This is a genomic window from Novosphingobium malaysiense, assembly GCF_000802225.1.
GTDB classification, from domain to species: Bacteria; Pseudomonadota; Alphaproteobacteria; order Sphingomonadales; family Sphingomonadaceae; genus Novosphingobium; species Novosphingobium malaysiense.
Map to the genome: position 1 here is coordinate 198,082 of NZ_JTDI01000001.1, position 16,284 is coordinate 214,365.

At 63.7% G+C, this 16,284-nt stretch carries 19 protein-coding genes; 15 read left to right on the forward strand and 4 right to left on the reverse strand.

The genetic code is table 11. The features are described from left to right. The first annotated feature begins 11 nt into the window (after window positions 1-11). The 5 genes from tsaB (at window position 12) to LK12_RS00800 (ending at window position 3,129) form a co-directional block, all read left to right on the forward strand. A complete protein-coding gene (gene tsaB, locus LK12_RS00780; protein WP_039278186.1) occupies window positions 12-659 on the forward strand; it encodes a tRNA (adenosine(37)-N6)-threonylcarbamoyltransferase complex dimerization subunit type 1 TsaB in 648 nt (215 codons plus the stop codon). Beyond that, entirely contained in the window at window positions 656-1,117 is a 462-nt protein-coding gene (locus tag LK12_RS00785) for a GNAT family N-acetyltransferase (RefSeq protein ID WP_039278189.1), read from the forward strand. The genes tsaB and LK12_RS00785 overlap by 4 nt, the downstream gene beginning before the upstream one ends. 161 nt (window positions 1,118-1,278) lie before the next feature. Beyond that, complete coding sequence (locus LK12_RS00790; protein WP_039278191.1) at window positions 1,279-1,728, forward strand: MucR family transcriptional regulator; 450 nt, start codon at window positions 1,279-1,281, stop codon at window positions 1,726-1,728. A 169-nt stretch (window positions 1,729-1,897) separates the two neighbouring features. Beyond that, window positions 1,898-2,344 (forward strand): Fur family transcriptional regulator, encoded by a 447-nt coding sequence (locus LK12_RS00795; RefSeq protein WP_039278195.1) that lies wholly within the window; start codon window positions 1,898-1,900, stop codon window positions 2,342-2,344. Then, window positions 2,341-3,129 carry a lysophospholipid acyltransferase family protein gene (locus tag LK12_RS00800; RefSeq protein WP_039278198.1) on the forward strand — a complete coding sequence of 263 codons (789 nt, stop codon included), beginning with the start codon at window positions 2,341-2,343 and terminating at the stop codon, window positions 3,127-3,129. The genes LK12_RS00795 and LK12_RS00800 overlap by 4 nt, the downstream gene beginning before the upstream one ends. A gap of 6 nt (window positions 3,130-3,135) precedes the next feature. Here LK12_RS00800 and LK12_RS00805 read toward each other — a convergent pair whose 3' ends face one another. After that, on the reverse strand, window positions 3,136-3,798 hold the full coding sequence (locus LK12_RS00805) for a hypothetical protein (protein ID WP_039278201.1): 663 nt from the start codon (window positions 3,796-3,798) through the stop codon (window positions 3,136-3,138). A 67-nt stretch (window positions 3,799-3,865) separates the two neighbouring features. Here LK12_RS00805 and ispH point away from each other — a divergent pair, with 67 nt between their 5' ends. From ispH to rnhA, 3 genes are read left to right on the forward strand one after another with little or no spacing between them, the layout of a single operon-like run. Further along, window positions 3,866-4,828 carry a 4-hydroxy-3-methylbut-2-enyl diphosphate reductase gene (gene ispH, locus LK12_RS00810; RefSeq protein WP_039278202.1) on the forward strand — a complete coding sequence of 321 codons (963 nt, stop codon included), beginning with the start codon at window positions 3,866-3,868 and terminating at the stop codon, window positions 4,826-4,828. 12 nt (window positions 4,829-4,840) lie between these two features. Next, the gene (gene thrB / locus LK12_RS00815) at window positions 4,841-5,821 is read left to right on the forward strand and encodes a homoserine kinase (protein ID WP_039278204.1); all 981 of its coding nucleotides are present in this window, start codon (window positions 4,841-4,843) and stop codon (window positions 5,819-5,821) included. Further along, entirely contained in the window at window positions 5,818-6,252 is a 435-nt protein-coding gene (gene rnhA / locus LK12_RS00820; protein WP_039278206.1) for a ribonuclease HI, read from the forward strand. The genes thrB and rnhA overlap by 4 nt, the downstream gene beginning before the upstream one ends. Window positions 6,253-6,362: 110 nt before the next feature. On the opposite strand, the gene LK12_RS00825 is transcribed toward rnhA, so the two are convergent. From LK12_RS00825 to LK12_RS00835, 3 genes are all read right to left on the reverse strand, one after another. Next, window positions 6,363-6,542 carry a YegP family protein gene (locus LK12_RS00825; protein ID WP_039278208.1) on the reverse strand — a complete coding sequence of 60 codons (180 nt, stop codon included), beginning with the start codon at window positions 6,540-6,542 and terminating at the stop codon, window positions 6,363-6,365. Between the two features lie 82 nt (window positions 6,543-6,624). Continuing rightward, window positions 6,625-7,710, reverse strand: a complete 1,086-nt coding sequence (locus tag LK12_RS00830; RefSeq protein WP_039278211.1) for an NAD(P)/FAD-dependent oxidoreductase — start codon at window positions 7,708-7,710, stop codon at window positions 6,625-6,627. 5 nt (window positions 7,711-7,715) lie between these two features. After that, window positions 7,716-8,690, reverse strand: a complete 975-nt coding sequence (locus LK12_RS00835) for an alpha/beta fold hydrolase (protein WP_039278213.1) — start codon at window positions 8,688-8,690, stop codon at window positions 7,716-7,718. Window positions 8,691-8,775: 85 nt separating this feature from the next. Here LK12_RS00835 and LK12_RS00840 point away from each other — a divergent pair, with 85 nt between their 5' ends. The 7 genes from LK12_RS00840 to LK12_RS00870 all read left to right on the forward strand — a co-directional run bounded on the left by LK12_RS00840 (window position 8,776) and on the right by LK12_RS00870 (window position 16,224). Next, window positions 8,776-9,486 carry an A24 family peptidase gene (locus tag LK12_RS00840; protein WP_039278215.1) on the forward strand — a complete coding sequence of 237 codons (711 nt, stop codon included), beginning with the start codon at window positions 8,776-8,778 and terminating at the stop codon, window positions 9,484-9,486. 69 nt (window positions 9,487-9,555) lie between these two features. Further along, on the forward strand, window positions 9,556-10,572 hold the full coding sequence (cpaB, locus tag LK12_RS00845; protein WP_039278217.1) for a Flp pilus assembly protein CpaB: 1,017 nt from the start codon (window positions 9,556-9,558) through the stop codon (window positions 10,570-10,572). A gap of 62 nt (window positions 10,573-10,634) precedes the next feature. Beyond that, entirely contained in the window at window positions 10,635-12,200 is a 1,566-nt protein-coding gene (locus tag LK12_RS00850) for a type II and III secretion system protein family protein (protein ID WP_197063424.1), read from the forward strand. 14 nt (window positions 12,201-12,214) lie between these two features. After that, window positions 12,215-12,874, forward strand: a complete 660-nt coding sequence (locus tag LK12_RS00855) for a CpaD family pilus assembly protein (protein ID WP_039278223.1) — start codon at window positions 12,215-12,217, stop codon at window positions 12,872-12,874. Between the two features lie 3 nt (window positions 12,875-12,877). After that, window positions 12,878-14,146: a P-loop NTPase family protein gene (locus LK12_RS00860; protein ID WP_039278225.1), complete on the forward strand. Its 1,269-nt coding sequence runs from the start codon at window positions 12,878-12,880 to the stop codon at window positions 14,144-14,146. Window positions 14,147-14,217: 71 nt separating this feature from the next. Next, window positions 14,218-15,189 carry a type II secretion system F family protein gene (locus LK12_RS00865; RefSeq protein WP_039278228.1) on the forward strand — a complete coding sequence of 324 codons (972 nt, stop codon included), beginning with the start codon at window positions 14,218-14,220 and terminating at the stop codon, window positions 15,187-15,189. 18 nt (window positions 15,190-15,207) lie between these two features. Continuing rightward, a complete protein-coding gene (locus LK12_RS00870) occupies window positions 15,208-16,224 on the forward strand; it encodes a type II secretion system F family protein (RefSeq protein ID WP_039278230.1) in 1,017 nt (338 codons plus the stop codon). The last annotated feature ends 60 nt before the right edge of the window (window positions 16,225-16,284 follow it).

The following is a 16,284-nucleotide window of genomic DNA, read 5'->3' on the forward strand; positions in this document are numbered from 1 at the left end:
CAGACAGCAAGGTGAAGCGCGAAGGACGCACGCTGGTTATCGATTGCGCGACCGATGCCTGTTCGGTCGCGCTGTTCGACGGCAGCGAACTGGTTGCCGGTGACCTGCGCGTCCTGGGACGGGGCCATGCCGAAGCTCTTGTTCCGATGATCGCCGCGCTGCCCGGCAGGGGCCGGTCGGAAACTATCGCCGTCTCTCTCGGGCCTGGAAGCTTTACCGGCGTCAGGGTCGGGCTCGCAGCCGCGCGCGCGCTGGCGCTGGCCTGGAGCGCCAACCTTACAGGGTATTCCTGCCTCGCTCTGGTCGCCGCCCTCGCCAGGCAGGAGCACGGGCCGACCGGCCTCGACGTCGCAATGACCGGCGGACATGGCGAATGGTTCGTGCAATCCTTCGATACGAGAGGGCACGCCTCGAGCGAACTCGCATCGCTTCGTCCGGAAGCGGCATCCCAGCAATGCCGCCAGGAGATCGTCGCAGGAAGCCAGGCGCAAGCCTTGGTGGCCGCGCGCGGGTTCGGCCACGCCTTGCCCCTGCTACCCGATGCGCGGGCGTATTCGTGCCTTGCCCACCACGACATCCTCACCGACGTACGTCCTCTCTACGGACGCGCACCCGATGCCAAGCTGCCCGGCGGCAAGGCCGCGACGGTCGCACCATGATCGACGACATCGATCGGATCATGGCAGTCATGGCCGGCGCCTTCGAGCCGACATACGGTGAGGCATGGAACCGGCGCCAAGTCGAGGACGCCCTCGCCATCGGTAATTGCCATTACGGTCTGGTGAACGCGAGCGGAGCTCCGCCGGACGAGCGCGAGCCGGCAGCAGGTTTCTACTTGTCGCGCACTGGGTTCGACGAAGAAGAACTGCTGCTTCTGGGAGTCCTGCCGGAATTTCGCCAACGGGGACTTGGGCGGCACTTACTGGACCGGCTGGCCAAAGATGCGAGGTCGCGCGACATAAAACGGCTTTTACTTGAAATGAGACGAGGAAACCCGGCAGAGTCGCTATACCGCAGCTTCGGCTTCTATTCTATTGGGGAGCGTCGTGACTATTACCGCTCCACGAAGGGCGAACGAATCGACGCAATTACCTTTGCTTGCGACATCGTCCGATAATAGGACAGATATTACAGTCCATTTTGGCCTTATAATTCGATCGCTTGCGTAAATCGGGCCTAATTTATCTTGCACTCTCCAACAAAATGGTCCAATGGCCCAAAGGGAAAGCCTTAAGAGGCGTTCACTCCCCATAACGGTCGCACACGAGGTAAATAAAAATGGAAGATATTCAAACCGACACGAACGAGACTCTGATCACTCTGACCTCCGACATCGTCGCAGCGCACGTGAGCAACAACAGCGTTACGGTCGAGGACCTTCCCTCGCTCATCACCAATGTCTACGGCGCGCTCGCCGGGCTTGGTGGGCCGACCGCCGTGGAAGAAGAAAAGCCCGAACCGGCAGTTTCGATCCGCGCTTCGGTAAAGCCCGATTACATCGTGTGTCTTGAAGACGGCAAGAAGCTGAAGATGCTCAAGCGCCACCTCATGACCCACTACAACATGACCCCGGAAGAATATCGCGCGCGCTGGAACCTGCCCGCCGACTATCCGATGGTGGCTCCGAACTATGCCGAAAAGCGCCGCGAACTGGCAAAGAAGATCGGCCTTGGCCGCAAGCCCAACGCCCGCCGCGGGCGCAAGCCCAAGGCTGCCGCCGCTGCGTGACAGACCGCTGATCGGAGCATTGGAATCGGCACAGCGATTGCCGCGTTAGATTCCGATCTCCATGCAAACCATTGCGCTGCCGATAACCGGTGTTGCCATCATGGTTGAGATTGCGGGTGCACCGGCCTAACATGCCCGGTGCACCCCATTTCGTTTAATAGGTCTATTCGTGCATCAACCCATCGACATCGAAGCTCTCTGCGCAGAACGCGGCCTTCGCATCACCGAACAACGCCGCGTGATCGCAAAAGTGCTATCGGACAGCACCGATCATCCCGATGTCGAAAAGCTCCACGAACGGGCCACCGCGATCGACCCCGGCATTTCCATTGCCACGGTCTACCGCACCGTCCGTCTGTTCGAGGAAGCCGGCATTCTCGACCGTCATGACTTTGGCGACGGACGCGCCCGTTACGAGGCAGCACCCGAAGCCCACCATGACCACATGATCGATGTCGAAACCGGCAGCGTGATCGAATTCGTCGATCCGGAACTCGAGGCCCTGCAGCGCCAGATTGCCGAGCGGCTCGGTTTCCGGCTCGTCGACCACCGCATGGAGCTGTTCGGCGTCAAGCTGGACCGCGATGACGGCGAAGGCGCAAGCACGCGCAAGTGAACAAGGCGGCACCACCGCCCGATCCCTCGCGCCGCCGCGACATCGCCATATGGTCCTGGCCGATCATCGCCATCCGGCTTGTCGCCATGCTCGCGACCCTCGCGATCTGCGTTCCGCTCTTCTACCTGCTCTCCCCGTTCACCGCTCGCAACCCGGTTCCGCGCTGGTTTCTGCGCGCGCTGGCCGCCGTTGCCGGCCTGAGGATCCGCAAGTGCGGCATCCGGGCGCACAGAGATGCTTTCTTTCTGCCCAACCATCTGAGCTGGCTTGATATTCCAGCCCTCGCCGGCACCACCGGCAGCGCCTTCGTCGCCCATGACGGCCTGGCAGGAATTGGCCCCCTGCGCTGGCTGTGCAGCCTCAACGACACCGTTTTCGTCGCCCGCCACGACCGCCGCTCTATAGCCCATCAGGTGGAACAGGTACGCACGGCCCTGCGCGAAACCGGTGCATTGACGATCTTTCCCGAAGGCACCACTTCCGACGGTCAGGCCCTGCTGCCGTTCAAGTCCGCGCTGCTTTCCGCTCTCGACGCAGATGCAGAGCACATCCCGATCCAGCCGGTCCTGCTCGACTACGGCAAGGATACTGCAGACATCGCCTGGGTGGGAGCGGAGCCGGGGCTGGACAACGCCCTGCGCATTCTCGGACGCTGGCGGCCGATCACGCTGACCATCACCTTTCTGCCGCCCCTGACCGAGGCCGAGCGAATGGACCGCAAGACCATCGCCCGTGCAGCCCGGCTAGCCATCGAAGCCGCCATGCTCGAAGGCCGGACGCGATAGGCGCGATCAGCGCGTGGCGTTGTAGGCGAGCTGGTCCTCGCTGAGCTGGAAGCCCACGAGCACTTCGAAGGATGCCCGCGCGACGGCGGCCTTCACTTCCGGGTCGGCCAGCGGATCGAGCGCAGCATCCGCGTCTCCGGCCTTGCGCTTGCGCGTAATACGGTCGCGAATGTCGTCGGGCAGCGTCGCTGCGGCGCGATCGATATAGGCGTCCGCCGTTCCGGTTGCTTGCGCGCGGTCCTGCCCGTTGGCGAAGTTCAGAGTCACGTTGCCGACCCGCTTGCTGACGACCGAGGTGCCGCCCTGCAGCACCGACACGAAATAGGGCAGCGTCACCTGACGGGCGCCGTTGGTGTCGTTGCGACGGCCAAGGACCTTGAACGAGACCTGCGCATAGACCTTGTCGCCGGCATCCTGATTGCACTGCATGCGCACGTCGGTCATCGTCGCGACCATATCGATGTTTGGCGCCGTCTTGTCCCCGGGCGCGCGGAACATCGTGACGTCTCCGGTATAGTCGGGGATGCCGACGGCGGGGCACTTGCTGCGGATGGCAGTGATGCCCACGCCTTCGTCGACCACGATGTCTCCCTTTGTCTTGCACCCGCTGAGCGTGGTCAGCGCGGCGGCGGAGCAGAGAACAACGGCAGTCAAGCGGCGTGCATTCATCGTGAAATCCTCGAATGGCGTGCGCTTGCCCTAGCGATGCAAGCGGCAAAGCGCTAGAGGGCCGTGCATGAACGCGCCCTTTCCGTCCCCGACCAAAAAGCCCCTGCGCCTGCTGATCGCGGCGCCACGTGGATTCTGTGCCGGCGTCGACCGCGCCATCGAGATCGTGGAGCGCGCTCTCGATCTCTATGGGCCGCCGGTCTACGTCCGCCACGAGATCGTGCACAACAAGTTCGTGGTCGATTCCCTCAAGGCCAAGGGCGCCGTGTTCGTCGAGGAACTCGAAGAGGTGCCGGACGGGGTTCCGGTGATCTTCAGCGCCCACGGGGTTCCCAAGTCGGTCCCCAAGGAAGCCACCGAACGCGGCCTGGAATGGCTGGATGCTACCTGCCCGCTGGTCAGCAAGGTCCATCGCCAGGCGGAGAGGCAGATCGAGGCTGGCCGGCACATTCTGTTCATCGGCCACGCCGGCCACCCCGAAGTCATCGGCACGTTTGGGCAGGTGCCCGACGGCACCATGACCCTTGTCGAAACGATCGATGACGTTGCAAGACTGTCCTTCCCCGCCGACGCGGATCTCGCCTACCTTTCCCAGACGACGCTCTCGGTGGACGATACCGGTGCGATCATCAGGGCCATCGAGGCGCGCTATCCGCAGGTGGTGGCCCCCAAGGCCGAAGACATCTGCTATGCAACGTCAAACCGGCAGGCTGCGGTCAAGCAAATCGGCCCGCTGTGCCAGCTCGTATTCGTGATCGGTGCCCCCAACAGCTCGAACTCACTGCGCCTCGTGGAAGTGGCCCATCGCGCCGGTGCCTGCGCACAATTGATCCAGCGCGCCTCCGACATCGACCCGGCCTGGCTGACGGGCGTGGAAACGGTCGGTGTCACTGCCGGCGCTTCCGCCCCCGAAGCGCTGGTCGATGAAGTCGTGGCCCGACTCAAGGAGCTTTGCGACGTCGAAACCGAGGAAGTAGTGACCGCGAAGGAACACATAACCTTCAAGCTGCCGCGCCAGCTCGTGCGCTGAGGACACGACAGTATGGCGGTCTATACCCGGCTCGGCGCGGAGGAAATGGCCGCGATCATCGCGGCTTTCGATGTCGGCACCCTGATCTCGGCCAAGGGCATCGCGGAAGGTGTGTCCAACAGCAACTGGCTGATCGAGACGCAGGACGCGCAAGGCGCACTGCATCGGTTCATTCTGACCGTCTACGAAACGCGGACCGATACTGCCGACCTGCCGTTTTTCCTCGACCTTCTCGACCATCTGGCAGCGCGCGATTGTCCGGTGCCGCGGACCATTCATGATCGCAACGGGGCCAGCCATCGCTTTCACGAGGGCAAGGCGCTGGCTCTGATCGAATTCCTCCCCGGTATCTCGGTGTCGGAGCCGACGCGGGCACAGGCCCGCGCCGTCGGTGCCGCCCTGGCGCAGGTTCACCTGGCCGCAGCCGATTTCCCTGCCGAGCGCAGGAATTCGATGGGCCCGGACGCCTGGCGGCAATTGCTGGGGGACTGTGGAAGCGAGGGGCTGGAGTCCATTCATCCCGGCCTCGCGGCCATCGTTGATCGCGAACTGGCGGCCCTTTCGTCCGGATGGCCGTCGGACCTGCCGAGCGGCGTCATCCATGCCGACCTGTTTCCGGACAACGTGCTCATGCTGGGCGATGAGGTGACCGGCCTTATCGATTTCTATTTCGCCTGCACCGATATCACCGCCTACGACGTTGCCGTGACGCACGCGGCCTGGTGTTTCAGTGCCGACGGAGCCGGCTTCCTTCCCGACCTGTCCGTGGCCCTGATGGAAGGGTACGAAAGCGTGCGGCCGCTCTCGCAGATGGAACGCGACGCCCTGCCTTTGCTGGCCCAGGGCGCGGCGATGCGGTTTCTTGCCACGCGCGCCTACGACTGGCTCAATACGCCGAACGACGCACTGGTGACGCCCAAGGATCCGATGGCCTTCGTCCGGCGACTGGAATTCTATGCCGATCCGGCCAACGCGGGAGTTTTCTCCTCATGAAGAAGATCGATGTCTTCACCGACGGCGCCTGCAAGGGTAATCCGGGGCCCGGCGGCTGGGGCGTGCTGCTGCGCATGGGACCGCATGAAAAGGAAATGTCCGGCCGCGATCCCGAAACGACGAACAACCGCATGGAAATGACCGCCGTCATCAAGGCGCTCAACGCCCTAACCGAACCGTGCGAGGTGACGCTCCACACCGACAGCCGCTACGTGATCGACGGGATCACGAAGTGGGTCCATGGCTGGAAGAAGAAGGGCTGGGTCAACGCCAGCAAGCAGCCGGTGCGCAACGCCGATCTCTGGCATGACCTGATCGAAGCCGTCGCGCGTCACCGGGTACAGTGGGAATGGGTCCGCGGCCACTCCGGTCACCCGGAAAACGAGAGGGTAGACCAGTTGGCAAGCGATGCAGCCCAATCGGCAAGCTGAGCGCTGCCGGTCGGCGCCGATTCGAAACCAGTGGCGCAACGAGTCACTGGTGCGGGCGCCAAGTATATATCGCGGCGAGCCGGGCCGGCCCGCCGCATCGGTTTGAAACCCTATTCGGTCGTATCGACGACTTCGGCGGAGGGACCGTTCTTCTGGATCGATTCGATGGCATTCCTGGCCGAAGCCTTCGACGTATAGCCTTCGGTCCAGAACATGGTTTCCGAGTTGTAGCAGAAGTAGGCCACGAACTCGCCGGCCTTGTTCTTGCGGATCTCAAAACGGTGCGCCATCGGTGGTCTCCTTTCGAATGGTCCGTTCAATACTGACCAGTTCGCCAGCCTATGCAACCGCCGCGGGCGACTTGCGCACCGGTCAGGCGAAACGCGCCGGCGAATAAGGCGCGGGATCGACCGCCCCTCCCGTTTCGCCGAGCAAGAGCCTTCCGGCGAGCTCGGCAGCGGCCGGCGCCGTCTGGATGCCGAAGCCGCCTTGTCCGGCGAACCAGAAAAACGCCGGTTCCTGCGGCGCGAAACCGTAGACCGGCAGGCGGTCGGGGGCGAACGACCTGAGCCCGGCCCAGCGGTGCTCGAGTCTCTCGATCTCCCAGTCGACTACATGTTCGAAGCGGTCGATCGCCAGTGCCACGTCGAGTTCTTCCGGCGCCGCATCGCATGGAGGGCTTGGAGTCTCGTCATGCGGGCTGAGCCAGAGCCGGCCGCTTTCCGGCTTGAAATAGAAGCTGCCGGATATGTCCAGAACCAGCGGCAGATCGGCAGGGGCGGCCGGGGATACGGCAAGCTGGGCCACGGTTCGCCGGTAGGGCGTGATTCCCAGTGGCGAGAGACCGGCCATGCTAGCAACCGGATCGGCCCATGCACCGGCTGCATTTACAAGGATTTCGGCGTTAACCCGACGTCCGTCGGCCAGCGTCAGATGCCACCCCTGCCCGGTACGCTCCACTTCGCGCAATCCCGCCCGGCACCAAAGATCCACTCCGGCACTATGCGAGGCGCGCAAATAGTGCTGGTGCAGGCCGCCCACATCGATATCGCAGCAGCTCGGTTCGAACGCGCCGCAAGTCCAGACGTCGCGCAGACCGGAAACCTTGCGTGCGATCCCCGCGCGGTCGAGCAAATCGACTTCCAGCCCAATGCCGCTGTATGTTTCGGCGAAGGCCGCGACCTCGTCTTCCTGTCCCTTCCGCCCGAGAGTAAGCGCCGTTCGCGGCGTCAGCAGGTCAAGTTCGCGCAGCAGCGGACCGGAAGCGGTCGTCAGCGGTTGCACGCCGGGCCCGCCGTAGCTCTCCGACCAGAAGGCGGCCGAGCGGCCGGTGGTGTGATAGCCCGGCCGGTCTTCTGCTTCCAGCACGAGCACGCGCGCTTTTGTGCCAATCGTAGCGGCAAGCGAGGCCCCGGCCATGCCGGCGCCGACGACGACGATATCGTAACGGGCATCCATCGCGCTCAGCCCCTAGCGGGAACGACGCGATCAAGAAACTCCCCGATGGCATTCATCGCCCGGTCGCGCACTGGATCGACCTCGCGCAGGATCTCGTGGCGGCACTCGCTGCCGAAAGCGACGAGTTCGGACTTCGGCAGGCGATCGGCAGCACGGCGGATCGCCGGCCATGAGACGAGCCGATCCGCCCGCGTGGCCAGGATCAGCGTCGGCACTTCGACCGCTTCCAGCATGCCGGGCCGCTCAAGCCAGCGAATCGAGGCCAGCGCGCGTTCGATCCAGCCCCAACTTGCCGCTCCCATCAGGATGGCGGGCCGCTTTGTGCGCCACCATTCCTCGTCTTCATACCGGGATTCGTCGTGGGTCAGCAGGCGGTGGCGCGTGCGGGGGATGATTTCGGGCTTTTCACTGTTCTTCCAGGCCGGACGGCGGCGGTCTCCCAGGGCCGCAATTCCCCTAGCAACGAGATGAAGCGCGGCACTGGGGAGCCACGTCGGGTGCAGCCCCAGCATCGGCGCAGACAGGACGAGCGCATCGGGACGGACCCAACCTTCCGCGACGGCACGCAACGCGATGTGCCCGCCCATGGAATGGGCAACCGCGACGTGCGGCCGTGGCGTCTGGGCCGACCAGTCGGTCCACAGCGCGGCATAGTCGTCCACCCAGGTGGTGAAATCATCGATGTGGCCAGTCAGGGCATCGCGCCCCAGCCGGCCGCTGAAAGCCTGACCGCGCCAGTCGGCAGACGTGACGTTCCAGCCTTCGCGATGCCACTGGTCGAGCGATTCGAGCCACTTCTCATAGGCATCGCCGCGTCCCGGCATAAAGAGGATCGACCCGCGCCCGTCGGCATCGGATACCGGCCAGTCCATACGCCGCACGCCATAGCCGTCGCGCGCATGCCAGGTCGTCTCGCGGGCATTCGCGGGGATCTCCCGCCGCGCAGGCGATGGCGTCTGGCAAAACAGGGAAGAGGACACTTGGCTAATTCCGTGCTCAGCCGACTGGTTACTTTTTAGTAAGCGATACCCGGTAGATCATATCCCGACTTAGGGGGACATTCACATGTCGGGCGGGATTTTTTCGTACGCACTGCTGGCAGCATTGGCAACCGCCCTGCTCGTTGCCGCCTTCACCGATCTTCGGCGCAGGGAAATCGACAACGGCCTCAACGCGGCCATTGCTCTGGCCGCGCCGCTTTGGTGGCTATCCATGGGATTCACCTGGATCGACGTCGCCTTCCAGCTTGGTCTTGCAGCGATCACCTTCGTGTTCGCATGCATCCTCTTCGCGATGCGGCAGATGGGCGGCGGAGACGTAAAACTGCTCACCGCGCTCGCCCTGTGGGTCTCCCCTCTCAACTTCGTTCAGTTGATCGTGCTCATGGCCGTGATCGGGGGCGCTGCATCGGTTGCCATGGCCGCGTTCAACATGAAGCGCGTTCCCGGCGAAACCGCCCGCGATGCCCTAGCTCTGTTCGTTGCGGCAGCCTGGGTCTGGGGTGCCTGCGCAATCATTTTTTCTCTCGTCACGGGCCGGCCGCTGATCGGCGCCGAGACCGCGAACGCCGTTGCCGCATTTCTTCCCCATGCCTGGATATTCGCCCTCGCGGGTCTCGGCATGGTCGTAATCTTCACCCTCGGGTTTTTCCATATCATGCGCCGACAGAATTCGAGACTTCCCATTCCCTATGGGATCGCGATCTCCGCGGCAGGCCTGTGGGTGCTGGGCGAACAAACACTTTACGCAGCCCGGTTGGCGGCGATTTCGGGATGAACCCGATTTTAACCAATTTGCCCGAAGGTAACCACTCCAATCGGGGATTCTCAGGGGGCTTATCAAGCCATGGATAAGAAGAAGCTGGTGCTGCTGGTCGTCGCTCTGCTTGTTGCAGCAGGCACGGCATTTGCTGCCCGATCGCTGTTTACCGGTGCCTCGGCACCTCAGGCGGAGGCAGTTCCCGTCCAACCCAAGGGCCCCAAGGTCCTGGTCGCCCAGCGCGCGCTACCGGTCGGCACGATCATCACTGCAGACGCAGTGTCGTTTCAGGACTGGCCGGAAGAGCTCGTCAAGGACGCCTACTTCATCGACGGCGAAGCCGACATGACGAAGCTGCTGGGCACCGTGGTGCGCTACCAGATCACCGCCGGCCAGCCGCTGACCCAGGGCGCGCTCGTCGCACCGGGGGACCGCGGCTTCCTCGCCGCCGCGCTCGGTCCGGGCATGCGCGCCGTGACAATCCCCGTTTCCGCCAAGACCGGCGTCGGCGGCTTCGTCTTCCCGGGCGATCACGTCGACCTCGTGCTGACCCAGCAGGTCAAGGGCGAAGGCGATCCCCTGCGCACGGCCGAAACCATCCTGCGCAATCTGCGCGTCCTCGCGACGGACCAGGCCACCGACAACGATGTGGTCGACGGCAAGACCGTGGTTCGCGCCTTCCGCACCGTCACGCTGGAAGTCACGCCGCGCATCGCCGAGAAGGTCGCCGTGGCCCAGGAAATCGGCGAGATCAGCCTCTCGCTGCGCTCCATCGCCGACAATCAGGCCGAGTTCGAACGTGCTCTTGCCGACGGTGACGTCAAGGTTCCCGAAGGCGCGACCAAGGAGCAGGAAGAACAGCTCATGCGTCAGGCGATGAACAAGCCGATCGAGGGCAAGACCACTTACGTGACCGGTGGCGATGTCTCGCGCTTCCAGCGCTCCAGCCGCCCGGCCCTGCCCAACGAAATCGGTTCGCGTCCGGCGATGGCTGCTGCCTTCACGCCCGGCACTGCGGCCCCGAGCCGGCCCGCTCGCAGCGGTCCCGTCGTCCGTGTGACCCGCGGCAAGGAAACCACCGAAGAAGTCGTGGGGAGCAAGTGATGGTCACCGGTACCGCGAAACGCCTCTCCGTCGCCTGTTTCTCCGCCTTTGAGGGCAACTCTATGAAACCGCGCTTTATCAAGACCATGCTGACCGCCGCCTGTGCGCTTACGCCACTGACGGCGACGGTTTCGGCTCCTGTCGTTGCCCAGTCCGTGGTGCGTCCGACGCAGAGCATCGACTTGTCCATCGGCAATGGCCAACTGGTCAATGTTCCGGGTTCGATGACCGATGTCTTCGTTGCGAACGACCAGGTCGCGGACGTTCAGGTCAAGTCCCGCAGCCAGTTCTACGTATTCGGCAAGGCGGGCGGCACCACCACCGTCTACGCGAGCGACGCGAGCGGCAAGGTCATCTGGTCGGGCACGATCCGGGTTGGCTCCAACCTCGACAGCGTGGACTCCATGCTGCGTCTGGCGATGCCGGAAGCGAAGATCGGCGTCTCGACCATGGGTTCGAACACCTTCCTGCTGACCGGTACGGTCAAGACTCCTGAAGATGCATCCGAGGCCGAACGTCTCGTGCAGGCCTATGTCGGGGACGCGGCGAACGTGATCAGCCGCTTGCGCATGGCCACGCCTCTACAGGTCAACCTCCAGGTGCGCATCGCCGAAGTCAGCCGTTCGCTGGTCAAGTCGCTGGGTGTCAACCTGACGACCATGGATGGAACCGGCGGCTTCAAGTTCGGCATTGGCCAGGGCTCGCCGATCTCGTCGGACGGGGTCTTCGCTCCGGGCCGCGTACTGGGCGTCGGAAATGTCCCGTCGCAATATGTCGTCGATCCTGTCACGGGCGTACTGACAAAGGTTCCGGGAACCAGCGTTGCACAGGCCGAGACGGGTACGACGCTGGGCATGGCGGGCAAGCTGTTCGGTCTCAATATTCTGGGAGCGCTCGATGCGGGCGAAACTGTCGGCCTCGTGTCGACGCTGGCCCAGCCAAACCTGACGGCTCTCTCCGGGGAAACCGCAGAGTTTCTTGCCGGCGGCGAATACCCGATCCCGATCAGCCAGGGCCTCGGCTCGACCTCGGTCGAATACAAGAAATACGGTGTCAGCCTTTCCTATACGCCCACCGTTCTTGCCGATGGCCGCATCTCGATGCGCGTCCGCCCCGAGGTCTCGGAACTTTCCAGCCAGGGTTCGGTCAACCTCAACGGCTATGAAGTGCCTGCACTCACCGTGCGTCGCACCGAAACCACCATCGAACTCGGTTCCGGCCAGAGCTTCATGATTGCCGGCCTGCTGAGCAACAACACGGCCAACACGATCCAGAAGATGCCCGGTGCAGGCGACATCCCGATCCTGGGATCGCTGTTCCGCTCGACCAGCTACAAGCGCGGCGAGACCGAACTGGTAATCGTGGTCACGCCCTACCTCGTCAATCCGGTGAATGCCTCGCAGATCGCGCTTCCCACGGACGGCTTCAACTCGCCCAACGAGCTGCAGCGCCTGCTGGGCAACATGGAAAACGACGGCGTCAGCGGCGCCAAGCGTCCTGGGCCGACACAGGCTCCCGCACCGGTTGACGGCCCGAGCGTCGGCGCCGCCGACGTTCCCGCGAAGCCCAAGTCGGTCAAGCACACCGCAGCCGACGACAGCGCCAAGCCCGGCTTCAGCCTGAAGTGAGAAAGGTGAACACAATGCGTTCTTCCAAATCCGCACACGCCTTCCGCTTCGGCGGTCCCGCGCTCGCCCTCTCGCTTGGCCTCGCCCTCGCCGGATGCGGCGGCATCCCCACCAATCGCTCGATGAACTCGGTGCACCAGCCCGTCGTCGAGAAGGTCAACTATACGCTCGATGTGTCCACCGACGGCGCGGGCCTGGCCTACGGCGAACAGGCCCGGCTAGCAGGATGGTTCGACGCCATGGACCTGAAATACGGCGACAAGGTCTACGTCGACGACCCCAATGCCAGTTCGGCCACGCGCAGCGCAGTCGAAGCTGTGGCCTCCCGTTACGGCATCCTGCTCGGCGGCGAACCGCCGCGCACGGGCGGCTACGTCACGCCGGGCACCGCCCGCGTGGTGATCGTCCGCAGCAAGGCTTCGGTGCCGGGCTGCCCGGACTGGTCGGCCAAGAACGACTTCAATCCCAACAACGGGCTCACCAGCAACTACGGTTGCGCAACCAACAGCAACATCGCTGCGATGGTCGCCAATCCGGAGGACCTGCTGCGCGGTTCCGAAGGCACGGGATCGACTGTGTCGATGAGCTCCAACAAGGCGATCGACGCATATCGCAAGGCCGAGCCTACGGGCAAAGGAAACACCGTCTCCCAAACCAAAAGCACGAGCAACTAAGCCATGAACGCACCTTGGAAAACCGGCAGCGGAAACGGCCGAGACCAGTTCGCAGCCTATCTCTGCGACGAAGCCTCGCTCGATGTCCTGCGCCCCGTGGCGATGGAAATGGGCTGGCAGCCCGAGAAGTGCAACAAGGGTGGCCTTCGCAACGCCGTCCAGTCGCTCTCGATCACGGCAAGCCCCAACATCCTTTTGGTCGATCTGTCTGAAAGCGGGGACCCGCTCAACGACATCAACGCTCTGGCCGAAGTGTGCGAACCGGGCACGATCGTGGTTGCCGTAGGGCAGGTCAACGACGTCCGCCTCTATCGCGACCTGCTCGCCAGCGGCATCCACGACTATCTCCTCAAGCCGCTTTCGCCCGGACAGCTGCGCGATGCGCTCTCCCAGGCACAGGCTGTCTTCGCGGCGCCCAAGAGCCAGGACCACGGCACGGCCAAGGAACACATTTCGACCGCCGTCATCGGTACGCGCGGTGGTGTCGGTGCCTCGACCCTGGCAACGTCGCTTGCCTGGCTGTTCAGCACCGACGACAAGCTGCCGACAGCGCTGCTCGATCTCGACATCCACTTCGGCACCGGCGCGCTTTGCCTCGACCTCGAGCCGGGGCGCGGCCTGACCGACGCGATCGAGAATCCCAGCCGTATCGACGGGCTGTTCATCGAACGTGCCATGATCCGCGCCAACGACAACCTCGCAATCCTCTCGGCCGAAGCACCGATCAACTCGCCGCTCATGACCGACGGCACCGCCTTCGTTCAACTTGAGGAAGAGTTCCGTCAGGCGTTCGACATGACGGTGATCGACATGCCGCGCAACATGCTGATCAACTTCCCGCAGCTGATCAGCGACGTGAATGTTGTGGTACTGGTCGCGGAAATGACGCTCGCCTCGGCGCGCGACACCATCCGCCTGTTGTCCTGGTTCAAGGCCAACGCCCCCCAGGCCCGCTTGATTGTCGTTACCAACAAGGTCCAGTCCAGTCTGGCCGAGATCAACCGTGCCGATTTCGAGGCATCGATCGAAACCGACATCGACATCTCGATCCCCTACGACATCAAGGCCGCCTCCATGGCTGCCAAGCTCGGACAGACCTTCATCGAGGCCAACCGTTCGAGCAAGGCGGGGTCAGCGATCCGTGACCTGGCGCGCATGATCGCCGATCGGAGCGACAGCGAGGACGGGACATCCGCGAAGAAATCGCTGTTGGGCAAGCTCGACATCAAGTCGATCATTCCCAAGGCCAAGAAGGCGGAACCGGCGGCGTAAAAGCCGGCGAGGGGCGCCTTCGTGCGCTCCAGCCGAGCCAAGCGCCGAGGACGTAGAGGCACAGGAAGCAGATGAACATTATTCAGTTGATCCTGGTGGCGGCGGGCCTGATGAGCGTGATGGTGCTCGTCTGGACGGCGTTCTCCGGCCCTTCCGCAGCAAAGGAATCGACACGTCGCCTGCGCGCCGTGCGTTTTCGCCATTCGGAAAGTACCAAGGACCGCGTCGAGGCGCAGATGCGCAAGGCGATTGCCGCGCGCAAACCCAGGGTCAAGAGCATTGCCGGTTCAAGCTCGCGCATGGAAGCGCTGGCGCTGCGTTTGCATCGTACCGGCATGCCCTGGACGATCACGCAGTACCTTTACGCGTCGCTGGGCCTGGCCACGTTCATCACCATCATCTTCTACCTGAAGTCCGGCGCCCTGTTCCTCTCGCTGGCCGTCGGCATGGCGGTGGGCGCGGGCCTTCCGCACATGGTCGTGAACCATTTCATCAAGCGACGCACCAACCAGTTCACCGTCAAGTTTGCAGACGCCATCGAACTGCTCGTGCGCGGCCTGCGTTCAGGCCTTCCGGTCACCGAGACGCTGGCTGTCGTGGCGCAGGAAGTACCGGGCCCGGTGGGCGAGGAATTCAAGCTCGTCACCGAACGCATCAAGATCGGCAAGACCATGGAGGACGCGCTCCAGGAAACCGCCGACCGTCTGGCAATGCCCGAATTCAACTTCTTCTGCATCACGCTCGCGATCCAGCGCGAAACTGGTGGCAACCTTGCCGAAACGCTGGCGAACCTGGCCGACGTGTTGCGCAAGCGCGCGCAGATGAAGCTCAAGATCCGCGCCATGAGCTCTGAGTCCAAGGCTTCCGCCTACATCGTCGGTGCCCTGCCCTTCATCGTCTTCGGCATGATCTGGTGGATCAACCCGGGCTACATCGGCGACTTCTTCATCGACGAACGACTCATCGTGGCCGGCCTTGGCGGCATGGTCTGGATGGGCATCGGCGCATTCATCATGGCCAAGATGGTCAGCTTCGAGATCTGATCGGGGAAGGCAAGGATCATGTTCCAAAATCAGGGCCCTACCCTTCTCGGCTTCGACGTCATCTTCGTCGCCACCGTGCTCGCGCTCGTCGCGGCCGGCGCGATGATGCTGGCGATCTATGCCGCGGTCACCGTCACCGATCCGATGGCCAAGCGCGTCAAGGCGCTCAACCAGCGCCGCGAAGCGCTCAAGGCCGGTATCGTCACGACTGCGCGCAAGCGCCAGAGCGTGGTGCGCCGCAACGATACCACCGACCGCATCGGCAGCTTCCTCACCTCCTTCAAGATGCTGCAGGACAGCCAACTCAAGGATATCCAGCAGAAGCTGGCGCAGGCCGGCATCCGCAAGAAGGAATGGGCCGTCGGCGTCGTCTTCGCGCGCCTCGTGGCGCCGATCGTGCTGGGCGGGCTGGCCGCCCTCGTGATCTACTGGATCGACTACTTTCCGGAGTGGAGCAGCTTCAAGAAGTTCATGGGCTTCGCGGCCATGCTTGGTGCCGGCTACAAGGGACCGGACATCTTCATCCAAAACCTCGTCACGAAGCGTACCGATGCCATTCGCAAGGGCCTTCCCGACGCGCTCGACCTGCTGGTCATCTGCGCCGAGGCCGGCCTTACCGTCGACGCCGCTTTCGAGCGCGTCGCTCGCGAGCTGGGTCGCGCCTATCCGGAACTGGGCGACGAGTTCTCGCTCACGTCGATCGAACTGTCGTTCCTTACCGAGCGCCGTCAGGCCTTCGAGAACCTCGCCTGGCGCGTGAACCTCGATGCGGTCAAGGGCGTGGTCACGACGATGATCCAGACCGAACGCTACGGCACTCCGCTGGCATCAGCGCTGCGCGTGCTGTCGGCCGAATTCCGCAACGAGCGCATGATGCGCGCCGAGGAAAAGGCCGCCCGCCTGCCCGCGATCATGACGGTGCCGCTGATCCTGTTCATTCTGCCGACGCTCTTCATCGTCATTCTCGGCCCGGCTGCCTGCTCGATCGCAGACGCCTTCTCCGGCGGAGATCCGCATCCGCCCAAGGCCGGCTGACGCAGGCCACACGAATTTCCCGGCCGGTTCCCTCGCCGCGTGCGAGAGGGCCGGCCGGGC